Here is a 23,181-nt window from a genome sequence, read left to right as displayed (position 1 = left end):
TGTCTGCCCGCCTGCTCTATGTGATGGACCCGATGTGTTCGTGGTGCTGGGGCTTCGCTCCAGTGGCCGAGGCCCTGGTCGAGCAGGCGCGGGCCGCGGGCGTCGAGTTGCATCTGGTGGTGGGCGGCCTGCGGACTGGCAGTGGCTCGGCACTGGAGCCGACCACCCGCCGCTATATCCTCGAACACTGGCAGGCGGTCACCGAGGCCACCGGCCAGCCGTTCAAGTTCGAGGGCGCCTTGGCCGACGGTTTTGTCTATGACACCGAGCCTGCGTGCCGCGCCATCGTCACGGCGCGCAGCCTGGCGCCGGATTGCGCCTGGAAACTCTTGCGCCTGATCCAGCGGGCTTTTTACGTCGAAGGCCGGGATGTCACTCGCGCCAGCGTTCTGGTGGAACTGGCCGAGGAAGCGGGTGTGCCGCGCATCGAGTTCGCCGAGGCGTTCGATCGCGCCGAGCAGCATGCCGCGACCGCCGCCGATTTCACCTGGGTCCAGGACCTGGGGATTGCCGGCTTCCCGACGATGCTGGCCGAGCGCAATGGCCAGCTGGCCTTGTTGACCAATGGCTACCAGCCCCTGAGTGAGCTGTCTCCACTGCTCGGCCGCTGGCTGGAGCGTGCCGCCTGTGCGTGATCCACAAGCGCCGGAACCCGTCGATCGCCTGAGCTGGGCGCAAGTCCGCCGGCTGGCACTGCAGCATAAAAAAGCCCTGTGGATCGCCAATGGCGTGGCCGTCCTGGCGACGCTGTGCAGCGTGCCTATCCCGTTGCTGCTGCCGCTGTTGGTGGACGAAGTGCTGCTGGGGCATGGCGATGCCGCGCTGAAGGTGATGAACCACGCCTTGCCCGCGGGCTGGCAGAGCGCCGCCGGCTACATCGGCCTGATGTTGTTGATCACCCTGATGCTGCGTTGCTCGGCGCTACTGTTCAACGTGCTGCAGGCCCGGTTGTTTGCCGGGTTGGCCAAGGACATTGTCTATCGCATCCGTCTGCGGCTGATCGAGCGCCTCAAGCGCATTTCCCTGGGCGAGTATGAAAGCCTGGGCAGCGGTACGGTGACGACTCACTTGGTCACCGACCTCGACACCCTCGACAAGTTTGTCGGCGAAACCCTCAGCCGTTTTCTGGTGGCCATGCTCACGCTGGTGGGCACCGCGGGCATCCTGATGTGGATGCATTGGCAGCTGGCGCTGCTGATCCTGTTGTTCAATCCCCTGGTGATCTATGCCACGGTGCAGTTGGGCAAGCGGGTCAAACACCTGAAAAAGCTCGAGAACGACAGCACCTCGCGTTTCACCCAGGCCCTGACCGAAACCCTGGATGCGATCCAGGAAGTCCGTGCGGGCAATCGCCAGGGCTTTTTCCTCGGCCGTCTCGGCCGGCGTGCCCAGGATGTGCGGGACTACGCGGTGGCCTCGCAATGGAAGAGCGACGCCTCCAATCGTGCCAGTGGGCTGCTGTTCCAGTTCGGTATCGATATCTTTCGTGCGGCGGCCATGCTCACCGTGCTGTTTTCCGATCTGTCCATCGGCCAGATGCTGGCTGTATTCAGCTACCTGTGGTTCATGATCGGCCCGGTGGAACAACTGCTGAACCTGCAGTACGCCTACTATGCCGCCGGTGGCGCGTTGTCGCGCATCAACGAGCTGCTGTCGCGGGCCGACGAGCCGCAGTATGCCGGCGGTGTCGACCCGTTCCAGGGGCGCGAGACCGTGGGTATCGAAGTCAGCGGCCTGAGTTTCGGCTACGGCGACGAGCTGGTGCTGGACCAAATGAACCTGTCGATCGAGCCGGGGGAGAAGGTGGCGATCGTCGGCGCCAGCGGCGGCGGCAAAAGTACCCTGGTGCAGCTGTTGCTGGGGCTCTACACACCGCAGGCGGGCGTGATTCGTTTTGGCGGCAAGACCCAGCAGGAAATCGGCCTGGAAACCCTGCGGGAAAACGTGGCGGTGGTGTTGCAGCATCCGGCGCTGTTCAACGACAGCATCCGCGCCAACCTGACCATGGGCCGCGAGCGCAGCGACGAAGCCTGTTGGCGGGCGTTGGAAATTGCCCAGTTGGACTCGACGGTCCGCGCCCTGGCCAACGGCCTGGACAGTGTGGTCGGCCGTTCCGGCGTGCGTCTGTCTGGCGGCCAGCGCCAGCGCCTGGCCATCGCGCGGATGGTCCTGGCCGAACCCAAGGTGGTGATCCTCGACGAAGCCACCTCCGCGCTGGACGCCGCCACCGAGTACAACCTGCACCAGGCGCTGACGCGTTTCCTCCACGGCCGGACCACGCTGATCATTGCCCACCGCCTGTCCGCGGTAAAACAGGCGGATCGGGTTCTAGTGTTCGATGGCGGACAGATTGCCGAAGATGGCGACCATCAGCAGCTAATTGCCGACGGCGGCCTTTACGCCAAGCTTTACGGGCATTTGCAGCAAGTCCAGCGACCTTGAGTTTTATCCGGTTTTCTGTGCTTAGTGCTTGAATTCTCTGGTGGAAATGACCCTCCTGGGGCGCGGCCCTGTCGTGTCTCGACTGGCAGCGTGCTCGAACGTCACGGCCTGTGCGCTCGAAGCGGCGGAAATTAGCCTAGTCTGTGCTGTCAGGAGCGGTATTTCCTCGGGTGTTCATCTGGCAGTGCTTATGCAAGGGACCTCATGAAGCAAAAGCGGACTCTCGGAACGCCACGGTTATTGGGCATCGTCTGGCCATTTATTGCGGTGGTGTTGTTTCAAGCGCTGTTGGGTGGCCTCAGCTTATATGTCCTTTCGGCGGTACGTGGTTACGTTGCCGGGGAGAGCCTTTGGTCCAAGGGCCAGAAGGACGCCATCTACTACCTCAATCTCTACGCCGACAGCCGCGACGAATCGATCTTTCTGAAGTACCAGAATGCTATTGCCGTGCCTCAGGGCGGGCATGAGCTGCGGGTCGCGCTGGATCAGCAACCGCCCGACCTGAATGCCGCGCGGGCGGGGATTCTCAAGGGTGGCAACCACCCTGACGACAGCGACAGCGTGATCTGGCTGTACCTGAACTTCCGCCATTTCAGCTACCTGGAAAAAGCCATCGACCTGTGGACCGTGGGCGACAGTTATCTGGTGCAGCTCGACAGCGTGGCCCATGAAATGCACCGCAGCATTACCAGCAACCAGGCCTCCGAAGCCGATATCCAGCGCTGGAAGAACCAGATTTTCGCCATCAACGATGGCGTGACGCCCGCTGCCAAGGCCTTTAGCGATGCTTTGGGCGAGGGCTCGCGGGTCATCCTGCGGCTGTTGCTGATCACCAACCTGGCCACCGCGCTGGGGCTGATTGTCCTGGCCTTGCTGCGCACCCATAAGCTGCTGGCCCAGCGTCATGAATTTGCCAGCGCCCTGCAGTTGGAAAAGGAACGGGCGCAGATCACCCTGCAATCCATTGGCGACGGTGTCATCACCACCGACGTGGACGGCGCCATCGCCTACATGAACCCGGCCGCCGAGGAAATGACTCACTGGAAGGCCGAGCAGGCCATGGGGCTGCCGCTGGCGGCCTTGTTCAATCTGCTGGATGAAAATGCCCAGACCGACGGCTTTACCCTGATCGAGCACATTCTCAGTGGCCAGCTCAGTGGTGGCAGCGAGCACTCGAAGCTGATCCAGCGCCTGGATGGCAGCACGGTGTCGGTGACTCTGGTCGGCGCGCCGATCCAGAATGCCGGCAAGGTCAGCGGTACGGTGCTGGTGCTGCACGACATGACCCAGGAGCGCCAGTACATCGCCAATCTGTCCTGGCAGGCGACCCACGACGCCTTGACTGGCCTGGCGAACCGTCGCGAGTTCGAATACCGCCTGGAGCAGGCATTGCACAGCTTGAGCCGGCAACCGGGGCGGCACGCCCTGATGTTCCTCGACCTGGACCAGTTCAAGCTGGTCAACGACACCTGCGGTCATGCGGCAGGGGACGAGTTGCTCCGGCATATCTGCGCCTTGCTCCAGTCGGGCCTGCGCGAGGGCGATACCCTGGCGCGCCTGGGGGGCGATGAGTTCGGCATCCTGCTGGAGAACTGCTCGCCGGAAGCGGCGGAAAAGATCGCCGAAGGCCTGCGCCAGACGGTGCAGAACCTGCATTTTGTCTGGAAGGGCCGGCCCTTCGTCACCACGGTCAGCATTGGCCTGGTGCATGTGGCGCAAACCCCGACCACCCTCGAAGCATCACTGCGGGCAGCGGACATGGCGTGCTACATGGCCAAGGAGAAAGGGCGCAACCGGGTCCAGGTCTATCATGCGGACGACTCGGAGCTGTCCCTGCGGTTCGGTGAAATGGCCTGGGTACAGCGCCTGCATATGGCCCTGGAGGAAAACCGCTTCTGTCTTTATGCCCAGGAAATAGCCGCCCTGGGTCATGTGGACCGGCTCGGCGGGCATATCGAGATTCTGCTGCGCCTGCACGACGAGGCGGGGCGGATGATCCTGCCCGACAGCTTCATTCCGGCCGCCGAGCGTTACGGCCTGATGACCTCCCTGGACCGTTGGGTGGTGGAGAATGTGTTCAAGATCATCGCCGAGTGCATCCGCGAGGAGCGCGAAGGGCCCCTGGCGATGTGTGCGATCAATCTGTCGGGCGCGACCATCGGTGACGAGGCTTTCCTGGACTTCCTGCGCGAGCAGTTCATCGTCCACGGTGTGCCACCGGACCTGATTTGTTTTGAAATCACCGAGACCAGCGCTATCTCCAATCTCGGCAGTGCGATTCGATTTATCAACGAGCTCAAGGGCTTGGGCTGTCACTTTTCGTTGGATGACTTTTGTGCGGGAATGTCGTCATTCGCTTATCTCAAACATTTGCCTGTAGACTTCCTCAAGATCGATGGAAGTTTCGTAAAAGATATGCTGGACGACCCGATCAATCGCGCGATGGTCGAGGTGATCAACCATATCGGTCATGTGATGGGCAAACGCACGATTGCCGAGTTTGTCGAAACACCGCAGATTGAGCAGGCATTGTTGGAGATTGGCGTGGATTACGCTCAGGGCTACCTGATCGAGCGCCCGCAACTCTTCACCTGCGACAGTCTGCAGTGCCGGCCTTCGCGACCACAGCCTCTGTTGTTCAAGGCTCCTGGCACGTTCCGTTGAATCTCTCGCTGATCCGTACCATCACCATCAAAAGGAGCCCCGACAGTGATCGACGCATTCAACAGAACCGGTCCGCTCATGGACGCTGCAAGCTATCCGGCCTGGGCCCAGCAGCTGATCCAGGATTGCAGCGAGAGCAAGCGCCGCGTGGTCGACCACGAACTGTACCAGCGCATGCGCGACAACAAGCTCAGCAACAAAACCATGCGCCAGTACCTGATCGGCGGCTGGCCGGTTGTCGAGCAGTTCGCCCTGTACATGGCGCAGAACCTGACCAAGACCCGCTTCGCCCGTCACCCCGGGGAAGACATGGCGCGGCGCTGGCTGATGCGCAATATCCGGGTCGAGCTCAATCATGCCGATTACTGGGTGAACTGGAGCCGCGCCCATGGCGTGAGCCTGGAAGATCTGCAGGCGCAGCAAGTCCCACCGGAGCTGCACGCTTTGAGTCATTGGTGCTGGCACACCAGCTCCGCCGACTCATTGATCGTGGCGATCGCTGCGACCAACTACGCAATCGAGGGTGCCACGGGTGAGTGGTCGGCGCTGGTCTGCTCCTCCGGCGTGTATGCGGCGGCCTTTCCCGAAGAAGAGCGCAAGCGGGCGATGAAGTGGCTGAAAATGCATGCCCAGTACGATGATGCGCATCCTTGGGAGGCGCTGGAAATCATCTGTACCCTGGCCGGCATGAAGCCGAGCAAAGCCTTGCAGGGCGAGCTGCGCCAGGCGATCTGCAAGAGTTATGACTACATGTACCTGTTCCTGGAGCGTTGCATGCAACAGGAAAAGACCCCGGCGGCCCGTGAGCGGATGGCGCTGGTCGAAGGTTGAATGGCGGCCTCCGATGAAGGCGGCCCCAGCCATTCTCTCAGCCGGCCATCGCCAGGCGGTTGCGGCCTTCGCGCTTGGCCACATACAGCGCGCTGTCCGCACGGCGCAGCAGGCTCTCGGCTGACTCCCCCGGCAGCAGGGTCGAGCAACCCAGGCTGACCGTCAGCTCGATCAACTTGCCATCCGCCCAGTAATCCTTGGCCTGGGCCGCCTGGCGCAGCCGTTCTCCCACCATGGCGGCGGCATCGCGTCCAGTGTTGGACAGCAGGATCAGGAACTCCTCGCCGCCAAAACGAAACACCATGTCGACGTTGCGCAACTGCGCCTTGATGGCCGCGGCAACAGCCTTGAGCACTTCATCGCCGGCGCTGTGGCCGTGGCTGTCGTTGATTCTCTTGAAGTGATCGATATCCAGCATCAGCAGCGACAGTGGGTGCAGGTGGCGGCGGGCCATTTCGATTTCCCGTTGCAGCGTCTGGTCCATGGCGATCCGGTTGCCGGTATCGGTCAAAGGGTCGCGCAGGGCACTACGGGTCGCGGCCCGATAGAGCAGGGCATTGCGCATCGGATAAAGCAGGGTGGACAGCAGGGATTCCAGATGGCCCTGTTCCTGGTCGCTGAAACGCTGATTGCGCCGAAATACCAGCTCGCCCATGGTCTCGCCTTCATGGCTCAGGCTGTAGCTGATGGAGTGGTGGCCGCGCTGGCCGAACTCCAGGCGCAGGTCGCTGGGCTTGTGCTGGTAAACCAGGGCATCCAGGGGCACAAGGCGTTGGGTTTCGCGGAAGAACAGGCCGAGAATGCGTTGCGGCTCCAGGCTGGTCTGTAATTGCAGGCTCAGCTGCTGGCGCAACTGGGCAAGGCTGACCGGGCGTTGCAGGAGTGGTGACTGCTGGCCAAAGCCCAGGCGTTGCAATTTGGCGCTATCGAAGTCAATTGCGTTGGTCTGGGTCGGTATTTTCATATGGCGTGAGCCCCTGGGCACGTAATGCAGTCTTACTGGCTGGGTGAGAGCGGCTCATGGCTGCACGTCATACTGTTCCATCAGTCCCGTAGGACAAGCGATCACAGTCTAATCCGCTTTACGGGCCGTTATAAGCCCCGACTCGATCGTCGCTGAGTTTCGCCAATACACTGCCTATTTGAGGGAGATGAGAGCGAAAGTCATGCCATTCGCTTCATCCGAGTAAAATGCTTTTGAATTCAGCGGGTTGGCTGGCCGTGCCGAGGCTTGGAGTGGCCCGGGGTGGCATTTGTCTGGCGATGACGGGGTGGAAGGCTGGCAGGAAAGGAGTGCCGCGACGATATTCCGCCGCGGCCAAAGAACGGATTACTGGGCGTCGAATGCCTGGCCGTTGATCCCGGTACTGTCTGGACCCATGAGGTACAGGTAGACCGGCATGATCTCCTCGGGGGCCGGGTTGTTGCTCGGGTTTTCCCCTGGATAGGCCTGGGCGCGCATGCTGGTGCGGGTAGCGCCCGGATTGACACTGTTGGCGCGCACCGGTGCGACACCGTCGACTTCGTCGGCCAGGGTTTGCATCAGGCCTTCGGTGGCGAACTTCGAAACGCCATAGGCGCCCCAGTAGGCACGGCCCTTGCGGCCAACGCTGCTGGAGGTGAACACCACCGAGGCGTCCTGGGACAGCTTGAGCAGCGGCAGCAGGGTGCTGGTCAGCATGAACATGGCATTGACGTTGACTTGCATCACCCGCATGAAGTTCTCGCCCGACAGCTGTTCCAACGGCGTGCGCGGACCAATGATCGAGGCATTGTGCAGCAGGCCATCGAGGTGACCGAACTCCGCTTCGACCATGGCGGCCAGTTCGTCGTACTGGTGCGGCAGGGCGGTTTCCAGGTTGAACGGAATCACCACCGGCTGAGGATGGCCGGCGGCTTCGATCTCGTCATAAACCTGGGTCAGGTTGGCTTCGGTCTTGCCCAGCAGCAGTACGGTGGCGCCGTGGGCGGCGAAGGTCTTGGCGGCAGCGGCGCCGATGCCGCGGCCGGCACCGGTGACCAGAATGACCCGATCCTTGAGCAGTTCGGGGCGGGCGGAATAATCAAACATAAAAACCTCGGGAAATCAGAAGCGAAAGCCAGGGCAGATCAGCAGCTGCACAGCGCCTGGTCCAGGACCTGGCGCAGTTCCAGCGGATGATCGACCACCACGTCGGCGCCCCAGTGCTTGGGATTGTCGTCCGGATGGATGTAACCGTAGGTCACGGCGGCGGTCCTGGTGCCTGCGTCGCGGCCCGATTCGATGTCGCGCAGGTCGTCACCGACGAACAGTACGCTGGCCGGGTCGAGGTCGAGCATCTTGCACGCCAGGATCAATGGTTCCGGATCGGGTTTGCTGTTCTTCACGTGATCCGGGCAGATCAGCAGGGCGGAACGTTCCGCCAGGCCCAACTGCTGCATGATTGGCTCGGCAAATCGCACCGGCTTGTTGGTGACCACGCCCCAGAGCAGATTGGCCTTCTCGATATCGGCCAGCAGCTCGGCCATGCCGTCGAACAGTTTGCTGTGCACCGCGCAATGCTTGAGGTAACGCTCCAGAAACTCCAGGCGCAGCTCCTCGAAACCCGGGGATTCCGGGTCCATCGAGAAGGTCACGGCGACCATCGCCCGGGCGCCACCGGAGATTTCGTCACGGATATGTTTGTCCGCGATCGGCGCCAGGCCGCGGTCGGCGCGCATGGCCTGGCAGATGGCGATGAAGTCCGGCGCGGTGTCGAGCAGGGTGCCGTCCATGTCGAAAAGAACTGCTCTGATACGCATGGGCTTATTCCTCCCGCAGGGTCTGGATCATGTAGTTGACGTCGACGTCGGCGGCCAGCTTGTAGTGCTTGGTCAGCGGGTTGTAGGTCAGGCCGATGATGTCCTTGACGCTCAGGCCGGCGTCACGGCTCCAGGCGCCCAGCTCGGAAGGCCGGATGAATTTCTTGAAGTCATGGGTGCCGCGCGGCAGCAGCTTCATGATGTATTCGGCGCCGATGATGGCGAACAGATAGGCCTTCGGATTGCGGTTGATGGTGGAGAAGAACACCTGGCCGCCGGGCTTGACCATGCGAAAGCACGCGCGGATCACCGAAGAGGGGTCCGGTACGTGCTCGAGCATTTCCAGGCAGGTGACGACGTCGAACTGCTCGGGCATTTCCTCGGCCAGGGCTTCGGCGGTGATCTGCCGATACTCGACGTTTACCCCGGACTCCAGTTGATGCAGTTGTGCCACCGCCAGCGGGGCCTCGCCCATGTCGATACCCGTTACCGTGGCGCCGCGCTGGGCCATGGCTTCGCTGAGGATGCCGCCGCCGCAACCGACGTCGAGGACATTCTTGCCGGCCAGGTTGACGCGCTCGTCAATCCAGTTGACCCGCAGCGGGTTGATATCGTGCAGCGGTTTGAATTCGCTCTCGCGGTCCCACCAGCGATGGGCGAGGGCTTCGAATTTGGCGATTTCGGCGTGGTCGACGTTACTCATGGGTAATCCTCTGAATCTGGAAAATTCTGGCTGTCGGTCTCGAGCCGGGGCTCGAGGGTTCCTGCTATTCGGTATGGCCGCTGATGCGCCGGCCCCAGGCTGTCGCCGTGGCGTGCAGCTGTTGTTCGTCCAGGCGCGTCAGGCGCCGGTCGTCGAGCAATTGCTTGCCGGCGACCCAAAGGTGTTTCACGCAATCGCGGCCGGTGGCATATATAAGCTGCGAAACCGGGTCATAGATCGGTTGCTGCGCCAGGCCGGACAGGTCAAAGGCCACCAGGTCCGCGGCCTTGCCGAGTTCCAGCGAGCCGATCTCGCTCTCCAGGCCCAGGGCCCGCGCGCCGTTGAGGGTGGCCATGCGCAGCGCCTGGTGGGCATTCAGGGCGGTGGCCGAGCCTGCCACGGCCTTGGCCAGCAATGCGGCGGTGCGGATTTCGCCGAGCAGGTCCAGGTCGTTGTTGCTGGCGGCCCCGTCGGTGCCTACTGCAACATTGACGCCAGCCTGCCACAGCCGTTCCACCGGACAGAAGCCGCTGGCCAGTTTCAGGTTCGACTCCGGGCAATGAATGACATTGCTATTGGTTTCTACCAGCAAAGCCAGGTCGTCATCGCTGATTTGGGTCATGTGTACGGCCTGGAAGCGCGGCCCGAGCAGTCCCAGTCGCGCCAGGCGGGCCAGGGGCCGCTCGCCGTGCCGGGCGACGGCCTGTTCCACCTCGAAGGCGGTTTCATGGACATGCATATGAATGGAGGCATCGAGCTCTTCGGCAATGATCCGGATCTTCTCCAGGTTTTCGTCGCCGACCGTGTAGGGCGCGTGGGGACCGAAGGTGACCTTGATGCGCGGATGATGCTTGAGGTCGCTGAACAGCTCGACGCCCTGGCGAATGGCCTCGTCGGCGCTGTGGGCGCCCGGAATCGGAAAGTCGAGGACTGGAATGGCGATCTGCGCCCGAATGCCGCTGTTGTGCACGCGCTCGCTGGCAACCTTCGGAAAGAAGTACATGTCGGAAAAGCAGCTGATACCGCCTTTGAGCTGTTCGGCGATGGCCAGGTCGGTACCGTCGCGGACGAAGGCTTCATCGACCCATTTGGCTTCGGCGGGCCAGATGTGGTTCTCCAGCCAGGTCATCAGCGGCAGATCGTCGGCCAGGCCGCGGAACAGGGTCATCGCCGCGTGGCCGTGGGCGTTGATCAGGCCAGGGCTGAGCAGCATGCCCGGCAACTCGCGGACCTCGGCAGCCTGCAGCTTCAAGGCCGCGGCGCGCGGGCCGATGAACACGATGCGGCCGTCGCGGATACCCAGGCCGTGCTCCTTGAGCACCACGCCGGCCGGTTCAACAGGCACCAGCCAGGCCGGCAACAGGAGTAGGTCGAGCGCAACGACAGGGTTCGGCATCGAAGATCGGTTCCAGGGCGTTTGTGGAGGATGGCGAAGTATACCCGAGCGTCTTCGCCGGGGGATCGCTATAATCGGCGGCTTTTGTTCATGAGTGCGGGGTGAGGGATGCGCGATCGACTGTTGGCAGCGGAGAAGGTGAAGGCCATCGATTGGCGGGATGACGCCCTGTATCTGCTCGATCAGCGTATTTTGCCCTTCGAGGAAAGCTGGATTGCCTACACCAGCGCGGCTGGCGTCGCGCAGGCCATTCGCGAAATGGTGGTGCGTGGCGCGCCGGCAATCGGCATTAGCGCCGCGTATGGCGTGGTCCTGGCGGCGCGCGCGCGTTTTGCCGCCGGTGGTGACTGGCAGGCGGCGATGGAAGAAGACTTCGCACTGCTCGCCGACTCGCGTCCGACCGCGGTCAACCTGTCCTGGGCGCTGAACCGCATGCGTGAACGTCTGGAGCGCCTCAAGGGCCACGCCGACCCGCTGGCGGTGCTGGAGGCGGAAGCCCTGGCCATTCATGAAAGCGACCGCGAAGCCAACCTGACCATGGCCCAGTTGGGTGTCGACCTGATTCGCCGGCATCAGGGCAATGCCCAGGCCATCCTGACCCACTGCAATACCGGCGCCCTGGCGACCGGCGGCTTCGGAACGGCCCTGGGGGTGATTCGCGGGGCCTTTATCGAAGGTATGGTCGAGCGGGTGTATGCCAATGAAACCCGTCCCTGGCTGCAAGGCTCGCGGCTGACTGCCTGGGAGCTGGCCAACGAAGGCATCCCGGTGACCTTGAATGCCGACTCCGCTGCCGCGCACATCATGAAAACCAAGGGCGTGACCTGGGTGATCGTTGGCGCCGACCGCATTACCGCCAATGGCGATGTGGCGAACAAGATCGGCACCTATCAGCTGGCGGTCAATGCAATGCACCACGGCGTGCGTTTCATGGTGGTCGCGCCGAGTTCGACCATCGACATGGCCCTGGCCAGTGGCGAAGACATTCCGATCGAGGAGCGTGATGGCAAGGAGTTGCTCGAGGTCGGCGGCAAGCGGGTAGGGGCGGATGTGGAGGCCTACAACCCGGTATTCGACGTCACCCCGGCGGACCTGATCGACGCCATCGTCACCGAGAAAGGCATAGTCGAGCGTCCCGATACCGCGAAAATGGCCCAATTGATGTGCCGCAAGCGCTTGCACTGAGATCGTTTTGCAAAAGGTTTCGCTGACGGCTGCCGTGGGGTGGTCGTCAGTCCGGGAAAAAATCCGCATTTACGCGCGAAATCAGCCTCTGAGCTTCTCTCGTCTCTTATCAGCCTGTCACCGGTCAACTAACTATGCTCCATGCGCATCAGGGGGATAGGTGCGTGGCGGCGATTGTGATAACATCCGGCGGTTTCCAAGGTGGTCCGAAGTGACCGCCTTCACTGCGCAAATCCATGGCATAACTTGTTGATTTGTCGTAAGTCGGTGCATGGCACTAGGCCTGCAGCGGCGAGCTTCGTTCGTCCCATATGGATGTGACGAAGTTTCACCAGAAAAAGGAATCAGGCTTCTCATGGGCGAACTGGCCAAAGAAATCCTCCCGGTCAATATCGAAGACGAGCTGAAACAGTCCTATCTCGACTACGCGATGAGCGTAATCGTCGGGCGGGCACTGCCTGATGCGCGCGATGGCTTGAAGCCCGTGCACCGGCGTGTGCTGTACGCGATGAGCGAGCTCGGTAACGACTGGAACAAGCCGTACAAGAAATCTGCCCGTGTTGTCGGTGACGTGATCGGTAAGTATCACCCGCACGGTGATACCGCGGTGTACGACACCATCGTTCGTATGGCCCAGCCATTCTCCCTGCGCTACCTGCTGGTAGACGGCCAGGGTAACTTCGGTTCGGTCGACGGCGACAACGCGGCGGCCATGCGATACACCGAAGTGCGCATGACCAAGCTGGCGCACGAGCTGCTGGCCGACCTGCACAAGGAAACCGTGGACTGGGTGCCGAACTACGACGGCACCGAGCTGATCCCCGCGGTCATGCCGACCAAGATCCCCAACCTGCTGGTCAACGGTTCCAGCGGTATTGCCGTGGGCATGGCGACCAACATTCCGCCGCATAACCTCGGCGAAGTCATCGACGGTTGCCTGGCCCTGATTGACAACCCGGAGCTGACCGTCGATGAGCTGATGCAGCACATCCCGGGCCCGGACTTCCCGACTGCGGCGATCATCAATGGTCGTGAAGGCATCATCGAAGCCTACCGTACCGGTCGCGGGCGCATTTACATGCGTGCCCGCTCGATCATCGAGGACATCGACAAGGTCGGTGGCCGCCAGCAGATCGTCATCACCGAGCTGCCTTACCAACTGAACAAGGCGCGTCTGATCGAGAAGATCGCCGAGCTGGTCAAGGAGAAGAAGCTCGAAGGCATCACCGAGCTGCGCGACGAGTCCGACAAGGACGGTATGCGCGTAGTGATCGAGCTGCGTCGTGGCGAAGTGCCGGAGGTGATCCTCAACAATCTCTACGCCCAGACCCAGCTGCAGAGCGTGTTCGGTATCAACATCGTTGCGCTGATCGACGGTCGTCCGCGGATCCTCAACCTGAAGGACCTGCTGGAAGCCTTCGTGCGTCACCGCCGTGAAGTGGTGACCCGTCGTACCGTGTTCGAACTGCGCAAGGCTCGTGAGCGTGGTCACATTCTCGAAGGCCAGGCCGTTGCCCTGTCGAACATCGACCCGGTCATCGCCCTGATCAAGGCCTCGCCGACCCCGTCGGAAGCCAAGGAAGCGCTGATCAGCACGCCTTGGGAGTCCAGCGCGGTGATGACCATGGTCGAGCGTGCCGGCGCGGATTCCTGCCGTCCGGAGAACCTCGATCCGCAATACGGTCTGCGCGACGGCAAGTACTTCCTGTCGCCAGAGCAGGCGCAAGCCATTCTGGAATTGCGTCTGCACCGCCTGACCGGCCTCGAGCATGAAAAACTGCTGGCCGAGTACCAGGAGATCCTCAACCAGATCGGCGAACTGATCCGCATCCTCAACAGCGCCACGCGCCTGATGGAAGTGATCCGCGAAGAGCTGGAAGTGATTCGTGCCGAATACGGCGATGTGCGTCGCACCGAGATCCTTGATGCCCGTCTCGACCTGACCCTGGGCGACATGATCCCAGAAGAAGAGCGTGTCGTGACCATTTCCCACGGCGGCTATGCCAAGACCCAGCCGCTGGCCGCGTACCAGGCCCAGCGTCGTGGCGGCAAAGGCAAGTCGGCAACCGGCGTCAAGGATGAGGACTACATCGCTCACCTGCTGGTGGCCAACAGTCACACCACGCTGTTGCTGTTCTCCAGCAAGGGCAAGGTCTACTGGCTGAAAACCTACGAAATCCCCGAGGCGTCCCGTGCCGCCCGCGGTCGTCCGCTGGTCAACCTGCTGCCGCTGGATGACGGTGAATACATCACCACCATGCTGCCGGTCGAGGAATACACCGAGGGTCATTACATCTTCATGGCGACCGCCAACGGCACCGTGAAGAAGACCCCGCTGGAATCCTTCAGCCGTCAGCGCAGCGTCGGTCTGATCGCGCTGGAGCTGGACGAGGGCGATGTGCTGATTTCCGCCGCGATCACCGATGGCGAGCGCGAAGTCATGCTGTTCTCCGATGGTGGCAAGGTGACTCGCTTCAAGGAGTCCGACGTTCGTGCCATGGGCCGTACTGCCCGTGGTGTGCGCGGCATGCGTCTGCCGGAAGGGCAGAAGCTGATCTCCATGCTGATTCCGGAAGAAGGCAGCCAGATCCTCACCGCTTCGGCGCGTGGTTATGGCAAGCGCACGGCGATCACCGAGTTCCCTGAGTACAAGCGTGGCGGTCAAGGCGTTATCGCCATGGTCAGCAACGAGCGTAATGGCCGCCTGGTCGGAGCGGTCCAGGTGCTCGATGGCGAGGAAATCATGCTGATTTCCGACCAGGGTACCCTGGTGCGCACCCGGGTCGATGAAGTGTCCAGCCTGGGCCGTAACACCCAGGGCGTGACCTTGATCAAGCTGGCCAGCGACGAAACGCTGGTAGGCCTGGAGCGGGTTCAGGAACCGTCGGAAGTCGAAGGCGACGAATTGGAAGACGAGGATGGCGAGGTGCTCGAGGGCGCCGTGCTGGATGCGGCGACCGACTCGGATGATGCTGTCGAAGGCCAGCAGGTTGACGCCGCGGGCGAAGAAGAGTCGCAAGACTAAATAAATCGTAGCAGGGCAGAGTGTTTGCTCTGTCCGCTACCGTGAGTGCATAGCGAGAGTGGATGTGAGCAAACGAGCCTATAACTTCTGCGCAGGTCCCGCTGCGCTACCTGAAGCTGTCCTGTTGCGTGCCCAGGCCGAATTGCTGGATTGGCATGGCAAGGGCCTGTCGGTCATGGAGATGAGCCATCGCAGCGATGAGTTCGTCTCCATCGCCACCAAGGCCGAGCAGGATCTGCGTGATCTGCTGAATATCCCCTCGAACTATAAAGTGCTGTTTCTGCAAGGCGGCGCCAGCCAGCAATTTGCTCAGATCCCTCTGAACCTGTTGCCGGAAAATGGCACGGCCGACTATATCGACACCGGTATCTGGTCGCAGAAAGCCATTGAAGAAGCCTCGCGCTACGGCCATGTCAATGTGGCTGCCACCGCCAAGCCTTACGATTACTTCGCCATCCCTGGCCAGAACGAATGGCAGCTGTCGAAAGACGCGGCCTACGTGCACTACGCGCCGAACGAAACCATCGGCGGCCTGGAGTTCCAGTGGATCCCGGAAACCGGCGACGTTCCGCTGGTGGCCGACATGTCTTCCGACATCCTCTCGCGCCCTGTGGATATCTCCCGTTTCGGCATGATCTACGCCGGTGCGCAGAAAAACATTGGCCCGAGCGGCATCCTGGTCAATATCGTTCGCGAGGACCTGCTGGGTCGCGCGCGTTCGCTGTGCCCGACCATGCTCGACTACAAGGTCGCGGCGGACAACGGCTCGATGTACAACACTCCGCCGACTCTGGCCTGGTACCTGTCCGGCCTGGTGTTCGAGTGGCTCAAGGAGCAGGGTGGGGTGGAAGCCATCGCCAAGCTCAATGACGTCAAACAGCGCACCCTGTACGACTTCATCGACGCCAGCGGCCTGTACAGCAACCCGATCAACAAGTCGGACCGCTCGTGGATGAACGTGCCGTTCCGCCTGGCCGATGACCGTCTGGACAAGCCGTTCCTGGCCGGCGCCGACGCGCGTGGCCTGCTGAACCTCAAGGGGCACCGTTCGGTAGGCGGTATGCGCGCCTCCATTTACAACGCTGTCGACATCAATGCGGTCAACGCGCTGGTGGCCTACATGGCAGAGTTCGAGAAGGAACACGGCTAATGTCTGAGCAAGAACTCAAGGCACTTCGCCTGCGCATCGACGCTCTGGACGAGAAAGTCCTGGAGCTGATCAGTGAGCGCGCGCGCTGCGCCCAGGAAGTCGCGCGAGTAAAGATGGCCTCGCTGGCCGAAGGCGAAGTGCCGGTGTTCTATCGTCCTGAGCGTGAAGCTCAGGTGCTCAAGCGGGTGATGGAGCGTAATCAGGGGCCGTTGGGCAACGAAGAGATGGCGCGGCTGTTCCGTGAAATCATGTCGTCCTGCCTGGCGCTCGAGCAGCCGCTGAAAGTGGCCTACCTCGGTCCGGAAGGCACCTTCACCCAGGCCGCGGCCATGAAGCACTTCGGTCACGCGGTGATCAGCAAGCCAATGGCGGCGATCGACGAAGTGTTCCGTGAGGTGGCGGCGGGAGCGGTAAACTTTGGCGTGGTGCCTGTGGAAAACTCCACCGAGGGTGCGGTCAACCACACCCTCGACAGTTTTCTGGAGCACGACATGGTGATCTGCGGCGAGGTCGAGCTGCGTATCCACCATCATCTGCTGGTCGGTGAAAACACCAAGACCGACAGCATCAGCCGCATCTACTCCCATGCCCAGTCCCTGGCGCAGTGCCGCAAGTGGCTGGATGCCCATTATCCGAATGTCGAGCGGGTGGCGGTTTCCAGCAACGCCGAGGCGGCCAAGCGGGTCAAGGGCGAGTGGAACTCGGCGGCCATCGCCGGCGATATGGCGGCGAGCCTGTATGGCTTGACCCGTCTGGCCGAGAAAATCGAGGATCGCCCGGACAACTCCACGCGCTTCCTGATGATCGGCAACCAGGAAGTGCCGCCGACCGGCGACGACAAGACCTCGATCATCGTTTCCATGAGCAACAAGCCCGGCGCTCTGCATGAGCTGCTGGTGCCGTTCCATGATAACGGTATCGATCTGACGCGTATCGAAACCCGGCCTTCGCGCAGCGGCAAGTGGACCTATGTGTTCTTTATCGACTTCGTCGGCCACCATCGCGATCCATTGATCAAGGGTGTGCTGGAAAAGATCAGTCAGGAAGCAGTGGCACTCAAGGTGCTGGGTTCCTACCCGAAAGCGGTTCTCTGAGGCTTTAACAATGAGTGGCGACTTCCTCGCTCTGGCGCAGCCGGGCGTGCAACAACTTTCGCCTTACGTTCCGGGCAAGCCCGTGGACGAACTGGCACGCGAGCTGGATATCGATCCGGCGAAAATCGTCAAGCTGGCGAGTAACGAAAACCCGCTGGGCGCCAGTCCCAAGGCGCTGGCGGCGATTCGCGAAGAGCTGGCCGAGCTGACCCGCTATCCGGATGGCAATGGTTTTGCGCTCAAGACCCTGCTGGCCGAGCGCTGTGGCGTCGAGCTGGCGCAGGTCACCCTGGGCAATGGTTCCAACGACATCCTGGAGCTGGTCGCCCGCGCCTATCTGGCGCCTGGCCTGAATGCGGTGTTCAGCGAACACGCCTTTGCGGTCTATCCGATCGTTACCCAGGCCGTGGGCGCCGAAGCTCGAGTGATTCCGGCCAAGGACTGGGGCCATGACCTGCCGGCCATGCTGCAGGCCATCGATGCCGATACCCGGGTGGTCTTTATCGCCAACCCGAACAATCCGACCGGCACCTGGTTCAGTGCCGAGGCGCTGGACGATTTCCTCCAGGACGTACCGGCGCATGTGCTGGTGGTGCTGGACGAGGCTTACATCGAATACGCCGAAGGCAGCGACCTGCCGGATGGCCTGGATTTCCTGGCCGCCTATCCGAACCTGCTGGTTTCGCGAACCTTCTCCAAGGCCTACGGCCTGGCTGCGTTGCGCGTGGGTTATGGCTTGTCGACTCCGACCGTTGCCGATGTGCTCAATCGCGTTCGCCAGCCCTTCAACGTCAATAGCCTGGCCCTGGCGGCGGCGTGTGCGGCGCTGGAGGATACCGAATACCTGGCCGAGAGCCGTCGCTTGAACGAGGCGGGCATGCAGCAGCTGGAGGCCGGCTTCCGGGAGCTGGGCCTGAACTGGATCGCTTCCAGGGGCAACTTCATTGCGGTGGATGTCGGGCGGGTTGCCGCGCCGGTGTTCCAGGGTTTGTTGCGTGAAGGGGTGATCGTGCGTCCGGTGGCCAACTACGGCATGCCGAATCACCTGCGCGTGACCATTGGCCTGCCGGCTGAAAACACCCGTTTTCTCGAGGCTTTGGCCAAGGTTCTGGCTCGTGGTTGATGTCATTCCAGTGCAACCTGCGGTGCCTATGATCGGTCGCCTGGTGGTGGTCGGTCTAGGACTGATCGGCGGTTCCTTTGCCAAGGGCCTGCGTGAAAGTGGCGTATGTCGCGAAGTGGTCGGTGTCGATCTCGATCCGCAATCGCGCAAGCTGGCCGTTGAGCTGGGCGTGGTGGATCGCTGTGAAGAAGACCTGGCGCTGGCGTGCCGGGGCGCTGATGTGATCCAGCTGGCGGTGCCGATTCTGGCCATGGAAAAGTTGCTGGCGATTCTGGCTGGCATGGATCTGGGGCAGGCGATCCTGACCGATGTCGGCAGCGCCAAGGGCAATGTGGTGCGAGCAGCGACCGAGGCTTTTGGCGGCATGCCGCCGCGCTTCGTCCCGGGACATCCGATCGCCGGTTCCGAACAGAGCGGGGTGGAAGCCGCCAATGGCCAGTTGTTCCGTCGCCACAAGGTGATACTGACGCCGCTGGAGCAGACCGACCCGGAAGCGCTGGTGGTGGTCGACAAGCTCTGGCGAGAGCTGGGGGCGGATGTCGAGCACATGCAGGTCGAGCGCCACGATGAAGTGCTGGCGGCGACCAGTCATCTGCCGCACTTGCTGGCGTTCGGTCTGGTCGATTCGTTGGCCAAGCGCAGTGAAAATCTGGACATCTTCCGCTACGCTGCGGGCGGTTTCCGTGATTTCACGAGAATCGCCGGTAGTGATCCGGTCATGTGGCACGACATCTTCCTCGCCAATCGCGAAGCTGTCCTGCGCACACTCGATACATTTCGCAACGACCTCGACGCCTTGCGCGACGCGGTCGATGCAGGGGATGGGCACCAGTTGTTGGGCGTATTCACTCGCGCCCGGGTTGCTCGCGAGCATTTCAGTAAAATCCTGGCCCGTCGGGCCTATGTGGACGCTATGAACTCCAATAACCTGATTTTCCTGGCAAATCCTGGTGGCCGCCTGACTGGGCGGATTCGTGTACCAGGCGACAAATCGATTTCTCACCGTTCGATCATGCTCGGCTCCCTGGCTGACGGTACTACCGAAGTCGAAGGCTTCCTCGAGGGCGAAGACGCCCTGGCGACGCTGCAGGCTTTCCGTGACATGGGCGTGGTGATCGAAGGTCCGCACCATGGTCGTGTGACCATCCATGGCGTCGGCCTGCATGGCTTGAAGCCGGCTCCGGGGCCGATCTACTTGGGCAACTCCGGCACCTCGATGCGCCTGCTGTCCGGCCTGCTGGCCGCGCAGAGTTTCGATAGCGTGCTGACGGGCGATGCATCGCTGTCCAAGCGTCCGATGAATCGCGTAGCCAATCCGCTGCGCGAGATGGGGGCAGTCATTGAAACCGCAGCGGAAGGGCGTCCGCCGATGACCATCCGTGGTGGTCACAAACTCAAAGGCCTGACTTACACCATGCCAATGGCCAGTGCCCAGGTTAAGTCATGCCTGCTGTTGGCTGGCCTGTACGCCGAAGGCAAGACCACTGTGACCGAGCCTGCGCCAACCCGCGATCATACCGAGCGCATGCTGCGCGGCTTCGGTTACCCGGTAGCGGTCGACGGCGCCACGGCCTCGGTCGAGTCTGGTGGCAAGCTGCAGGCGACCCATATCGAAGTACCTGCGGATATCTCCTCGGCGGCCTTCTTCCTGGTGGCTGCGTCCATCGCCGAAGGTTCCGAACTGGTGCTCGAGCATGTTGGCATCAACCCGACTCGTACCGGGGTAATCGATATCCTGCGCCTGATGGGGGCTGATATCAGCCTGGAAAACCAGCGTGAGGTCGGCGGCGAGCCTGTGGCAGACCTGCGGGTTCGCGCGGCGAAGCTCAAGGGGATCGAGATTCCGGAAGAGCTGGTCCCGCTGGCGATCGACGAATTCCCGGTGCTGTTCGTTGCCGCAGCCTGCGCCGAAGGGCGTACCGTGCTGCGTGGCGCCGAAGAGTTGCGGGTCAAGGAGTCCGACCGCATCCAGGTAATGGCCGATGGTTTGCTGGCCCTGGGCGTCAAGTGCGAGCCGACGCCGGACGGTATCATCATCGATGGCAGCCAGATTGGCGGCGGCGAAGTGCACGGGCATGGCGATCACCGTATCGCCATGGCTTTCAGCGTGGCTTCATTGCGTGCCAATGCGCCAATCCGCATCCATGACTGCGCCAACGTTGCCACGTCCTTCCCGAACTTCCTTGCGCTATGTGCAGAAGTCGGCATTCGTGTTGTGCAAGAGGCTCAGTCGTGAACATCAAGGCGCCAGTCATCACCATCGATGGGCCAAGCGGCTCGGGCAAGGGCACCATTGCCGGGATTCTGGCCAAGCGCTTGGGCTGGTGTCTGCTGGATTCCGGTGCCTTGTACCGCTTGCTGGCTTTTGCTGCGCGCAATCATGGTGTCGACCTGACCAATGAGGAGTCGCTGAAGCTGCTGGCGGCTCATCTGGATGTGCAATTCGTCGGAGCGACCGAAGGTCATCCGCAACGCATCATTCTGGAAGGTGATGACGTCACCGATGATTTGCGCAACGAGCAGGTCGGTGCCTGGGCCTCCCAGGTTGCGGCACTGCCGGCCGTGCGCGACGCGCTGTTGCAGCGTCAGCGAGCTTTTCAGGAACCGCCGGGGCTGGTGGCCGATGGGCGTGACATGGGGACAGTGGTATTTCCCGATGCGCCCCTGAAGATATTCCTCACCGCAAGTGCCGAGGAGCGCGCGCGCCGTCGCTACTTGCAGTTGAAGGGAAAAGTCGATGGTGTTAGTCTGTCGAGTCTGCTAGATGAGATTCGTGCGCGCGATGAGCGTGACACCCAGCGAGCAGTCGCCCCGCTCAAACCGGCGGTTGACGCGATACAGCTGGATTCCACGGAGTTGTCCATCGAGCAGGTGCTGGAACGCATCCTGAGCGAAATCGCCATTCGCGATATCGCCGGGTGATCAAGGAGGAGCGCAGGGGACCAGTCATAGTCCTGCGGTCCTTCTTTTATATGAACGTAACCCACATTGTCTGGGATGTGGCAGATGGGCGTATTCTTCGCCCTTATCAACAGGAATTAAAATGAGCGAAAGCTTTGCGGAACTCTTTGAAGAAAGCCTAAAAACCCTGAACCTTCAGGCAGGCTCCATCATCACCGGTGTTATCGTCGACATCGACTACCAAGCGCGTTGGGTAACCGTTCACGCTGGTCTGAAGTCTGAAGCGCTGATCCCGCTTGAGCAGTTCTACAACGATGCTGGCGAACTGTCCATCAATGTTGGTGATGAAGTTCACGTTGCTCTGGATTCGGTTGAAGACGGCTTTGGCGAAACCAAGCTGTCCCGTGAAAAAGCCAAGCGCGCTGAATGCTGGATCGTTCTGGAAGCAGCCTTCGCAGCCGAAGAAGTGGTCAAGGGCGTTATCAACGGTAAGGTTAAAGGCGGCTTCACTGTCGACGTTAACGGCATCCGTGCGTTCCTGCCAGGTTCTCTGGTTGACGTCCGTCCAGTGCGCGACACTACGCACCTGGAAGGCAAAGAGCTCGAGTTTAAAGTCATCAAACTCGACCAGAAGCGCAACAACGTTGTCGTTTCCCGCCGTAGCGTCCTCGAAGCCGAGAACTCCGCTGAGCGTGAAGCTCTGCTGGAATCCCTGCAGGAAGGTCAGCAAGTCAAAGGTATCGTCAAAAACCTCACCGATTACGGCGCATTCGTCGATCTGGGTGGCGTCGATGGCCTGCTGCACATTACCGACATGGCTTGGAAGCGCATCAAGCATCCTTCCGAAATCGTCAACGTTGGCGACGAGATCGATGTCAAGGTTCTGAAGTACGATCGCGAGCGCAATCGTGTTTCCCTGGGCCTGAAGCAGCTGGGCGAAGATCCATGGGTTGCTATCAAAGCCCGTTACCCAGAAAGCACTCGTGTTACCGCTCGTGTAACCAACCTGACCGACTACGGCTGCTTCGCTGAGCTGGAAGAAGGTGTTGAAGGTCTGGTGCACGTTTCGGAAATGGACTGGACCAACAAAAACATCCATCCTTCGAAAGTCGTACAAGTCGGCGACGAAGTGGAAGTTATGGTTCTGGACATCGACGAAGAGCGTCGTCGTATCTCCCTGGGCATCAAGCAGTGCAAATCTAACCCATGGGAAGATTTCTCTGGCCAGTTCAACAAGGGCGACAAAATCTCCGGCACCATCAAGTCGATCACCGATTTCGGTATCTTCATTGGTCTGGACGGTGGCATCGACGGTCTGGTTCACCTGTCCGACATCTCCTGGAACGAAGTGGGCGAAGAAGCCGTACGCCGCTTCAAGAAGGGCGACGAGCTGGACACCGTTATCCTGTCGGTTGACCCAGAGCGTGAGCGCATCTCCCTGGGTATCAAGCAACTGGAAAGCGATCCGTTCTCCGAGTACGTTCAAGAGAACGACAAGGGTGCAATCGTTAAGGGTGTTGTAAAAGAAGTTGACGCCAAAGGCGCCATCATCACCCTGGCCAACGATATCGAAGCTACTCTGAAGGCCTCCGAAATCAGCCGTGATCGCATCGAAGATGCTCGTAACGTCCTGAAAGAAGGCGAAGAAGTTGAAGCCAAGATCATCAGCGTTGACCGTAAGAGCCGTGTAATCCAGCTCTCGATCAAGTCGAAAGACGTTGAAGACGAGAAAGAAGCTATCCAGAGCCTGCGCGACAAGCCAGCTGCTTCGGATATCGCTGCTGGTCCTACCACTCTGGGCGACCTGCTGCGTGCACAAATGGAAAAGCAGAACTAAGTTCTGTCAGACCATAGAAAAAGGGCGACTTCGGTCGCCCTTTTTTGTG

Annotated in this window: 17 protein-coding genes; 12 read left to right on the top strand and 5 right to left on the bottom strand. The window is 61.3% G+C overall.

Translation table 11 applies throughout. The annotated features are described in order from the left end of the window. Positions 1–32 precede the first annotated feature (32 nt). From AC07Y9_RS03335 to AC07Y9_RS03320, 4 genes are all read left to right on the top strand, one after another. Positions 33–635, top strand: a complete 603-nt coding sequence (locus AC07Y9_RS03335) for a DsbA family protein (RefSeq protein ID WP_173679768.1) — start codon at positions 33–35, stop codon at positions 633–635. Then, positions 628–2,442, top strand: coding sequence for an ABC transporter ATP-binding protein (locus AC07Y9_RS03330; protein ID WP_009045020.1), 1,815 nt, complete (start codon positions 628–630; stop codon positions 2,440–2,442). The genes AC07Y9_RS03335 and AC07Y9_RS03330 overlap by 8 nt, the downstream gene beginning before the upstream one ends. Before the next feature lie 204 nt (positions 2,443–2,646). Next, positions 2,647–5,106 carry an EAL domain-containing protein gene (locus AC07Y9_RS03325; protein WP_007932218.1) on the top strand — a complete coding sequence of 820 codons (2,460 nt, stop codon included), beginning with the start codon at positions 2,647–2,649 and terminating at the stop codon, positions 5,104–5,106. Positions 5,107–5,184: 78 nt separating this feature from the next. Beyond that, on the top strand, positions 5,185–5,937 hold the full coding sequence (locus AC07Y9_RS03320; protein WP_219734992.1) for an iron-containing redox enzyme family protein: 753 nt from the start codon (positions 5,185–5,187) through the stop codon (positions 5,935–5,937). Positions 5,938–5,974: 37 nt separating this feature from the next. Here the strand turns inward: AC07Y9_RS03320 and AC07Y9_RS03315 are convergent, their stop codons facing one another. The 5 genes from AC07Y9_RS03315 to AC07Y9_RS03295 form a co-directional block, all read right to left on the bottom strand. Next, complete coding sequence (locus AC07Y9_RS03315) at positions 5,975–6,901, bottom strand: GGDEF domain-containing protein (protein WP_053262197.1); 927 nt, start codon at positions 6,899–6,901, stop codon at positions 5,975–5,977. A 366-nt stretch (positions 6,902–7,267) separates the two neighbouring features. After that, positions 7,268–8,008, bottom strand: coding sequence for a YciK family oxidoreductase (locus tag AC07Y9_RS03310; RefSeq protein ID WP_007932214.1), 741 nt, complete (start codon positions 8,006–8,008; stop codon positions 7,268–7,270). 38 nt (positions 8,009–8,046) lie between these two features. Next, a complete protein-coding gene (gene mupP / locus AC07Y9_RS03305) occupies positions 8,047–8,718 on the bottom strand; it encodes an N-acetylmuramic acid 6-phosphate phosphatase MupP (protein WP_007932213.1) in 672 nt (223 codons plus the stop codon). A gap of 4 nt (positions 8,719–8,722) precedes the next feature. Then, positions 8,723–9,421, bottom strand: a complete 699-nt coding sequence (gene ubiG, locus AC07Y9_RS03300; RefSeq protein WP_102679100.1) for a bifunctional 2-polyprenyl-6-hydroxyphenol methylase/3-demethylubiquinol 3-O-methyltransferase UbiG — start codon at positions 9,419–9,421, stop codon at positions 8,723–8,725. A 64-nt stretch (positions 9,422–9,485) separates the two neighbouring features. Beyond that, entirely contained in the window at positions 9,486–10,817 is a 1,332-nt protein-coding gene (locus tag AC07Y9_RS03295) for a TRZ/ATZ family hydrolase (protein WP_102679101.1), read from the bottom strand. Positions 10,818–10,925: 108 nt separating this feature from the next. Between AC07Y9_RS03295 and mtnA the strand changes: the two genes are divergently transcribed. The 8 genes from mtnA to rpsA all read left to right on the top strand — a co-directional run bounded on the left by mtnA (position 10,926) and on the right by rpsA (position 23,132). Continuing rightward, positions 10,926–12,002 (top strand): S-methyl-5-thioribose-1-phosphate isomerase, encoded by a 1,077-nt coding sequence (mtnA, locus tag AC07Y9_RS03290; RefSeq protein ID WP_102679102.1) that lies wholly within the window; start codon positions 10,926–10,928, stop codon positions 12,000–12,002. A gap of 355 nt (positions 12,003–12,357) precedes the next feature. Then, the gene (gene gyrA / locus AC07Y9_RS03285; RefSeq protein ID WP_102679103.1) at positions 12,358–15,027 is read left to right on the top strand and encodes a DNA gyrase subunit A; all 2,670 of its coding nucleotides are present in this window, start codon (positions 12,358–12,360) and stop codon (positions 15,025–15,027) included. A gap of 64 nt (positions 15,028–15,091) precedes the next feature. Continuing rightward, positions 15,092–16,177 carry a 3-phosphoserine/phosphohydroxythreonine transaminase gene (serC, locus tag AC07Y9_RS03280; protein WP_029527103.1) on the top strand — a complete coding sequence of 362 codons (1,086 nt, stop codon included), beginning with the start codon at positions 15,092–15,094 and terminating at the stop codon, positions 16,175–16,177. Beyond that, positions 16,177–17,271, top strand: coding sequence for a prephenate dehydratase (gene pheA / locus AC07Y9_RS03275; RefSeq protein ID WP_009045010.1), 1,095 nt, complete (start codon positions 16,177–16,179; stop codon positions 17,269–17,271). Before serC ends, pheA begins: the two co-directional genes overlap by 1 nt. 10 nt (positions 17,272–17,281) lie before the next feature. Then, a complete protein-coding gene (gene hisC / locus AC07Y9_RS03270; protein ID WP_102679104.1) occupies positions 17,282–18,394 on the top strand; it encodes a histidinol-phosphate transaminase in 1,113 nt (370 codons plus the stop codon). Positions 18,395–18,422: 28 nt separating this feature from the next. Then, positions 18,423–20,630, top strand: coding sequence for a bifunctional prephenate dehydrogenase/3-phosphoshikimate 1-carboxyvinyltransferase (locus AC07Y9_RS03265; protein WP_102679105.1), 2,208 nt, complete (start codon positions 18,423–18,425; stop codon positions 20,628–20,630). Then, complete coding sequence (gene cmk / locus AC07Y9_RS03260; protein WP_007931317.1) at positions 20,627–21,316, top strand: (d)CMP kinase; 690 nt, start codon at positions 20,627–20,629, stop codon at positions 21,314–21,316. Before AC07Y9_RS03265 ends, cmk begins: the two co-directional genes overlap by 4 nt. Positions 21,317–21,437: 121 nt before the next feature. Then, positions 21,438–23,132, top strand: coding sequence for a 30S ribosomal protein S1 (gene rpsA, locus AC07Y9_RS03255; protein ID WP_007931318.1), 1,695 nt, complete (start codon positions 21,438–21,440; stop codon positions 23,130–23,132). Positions 23,133–23,181: the final 49 nt, after the last annotated feature.

Source organism: Pseudomonas sp. GW456-L12 (assembly GCF_059424045.1).
The sequence above is the reverse complement of the archived record's forward strand: the minus strand, read 5'-3'. Positions and strand labels throughout refer to the sequence as shown.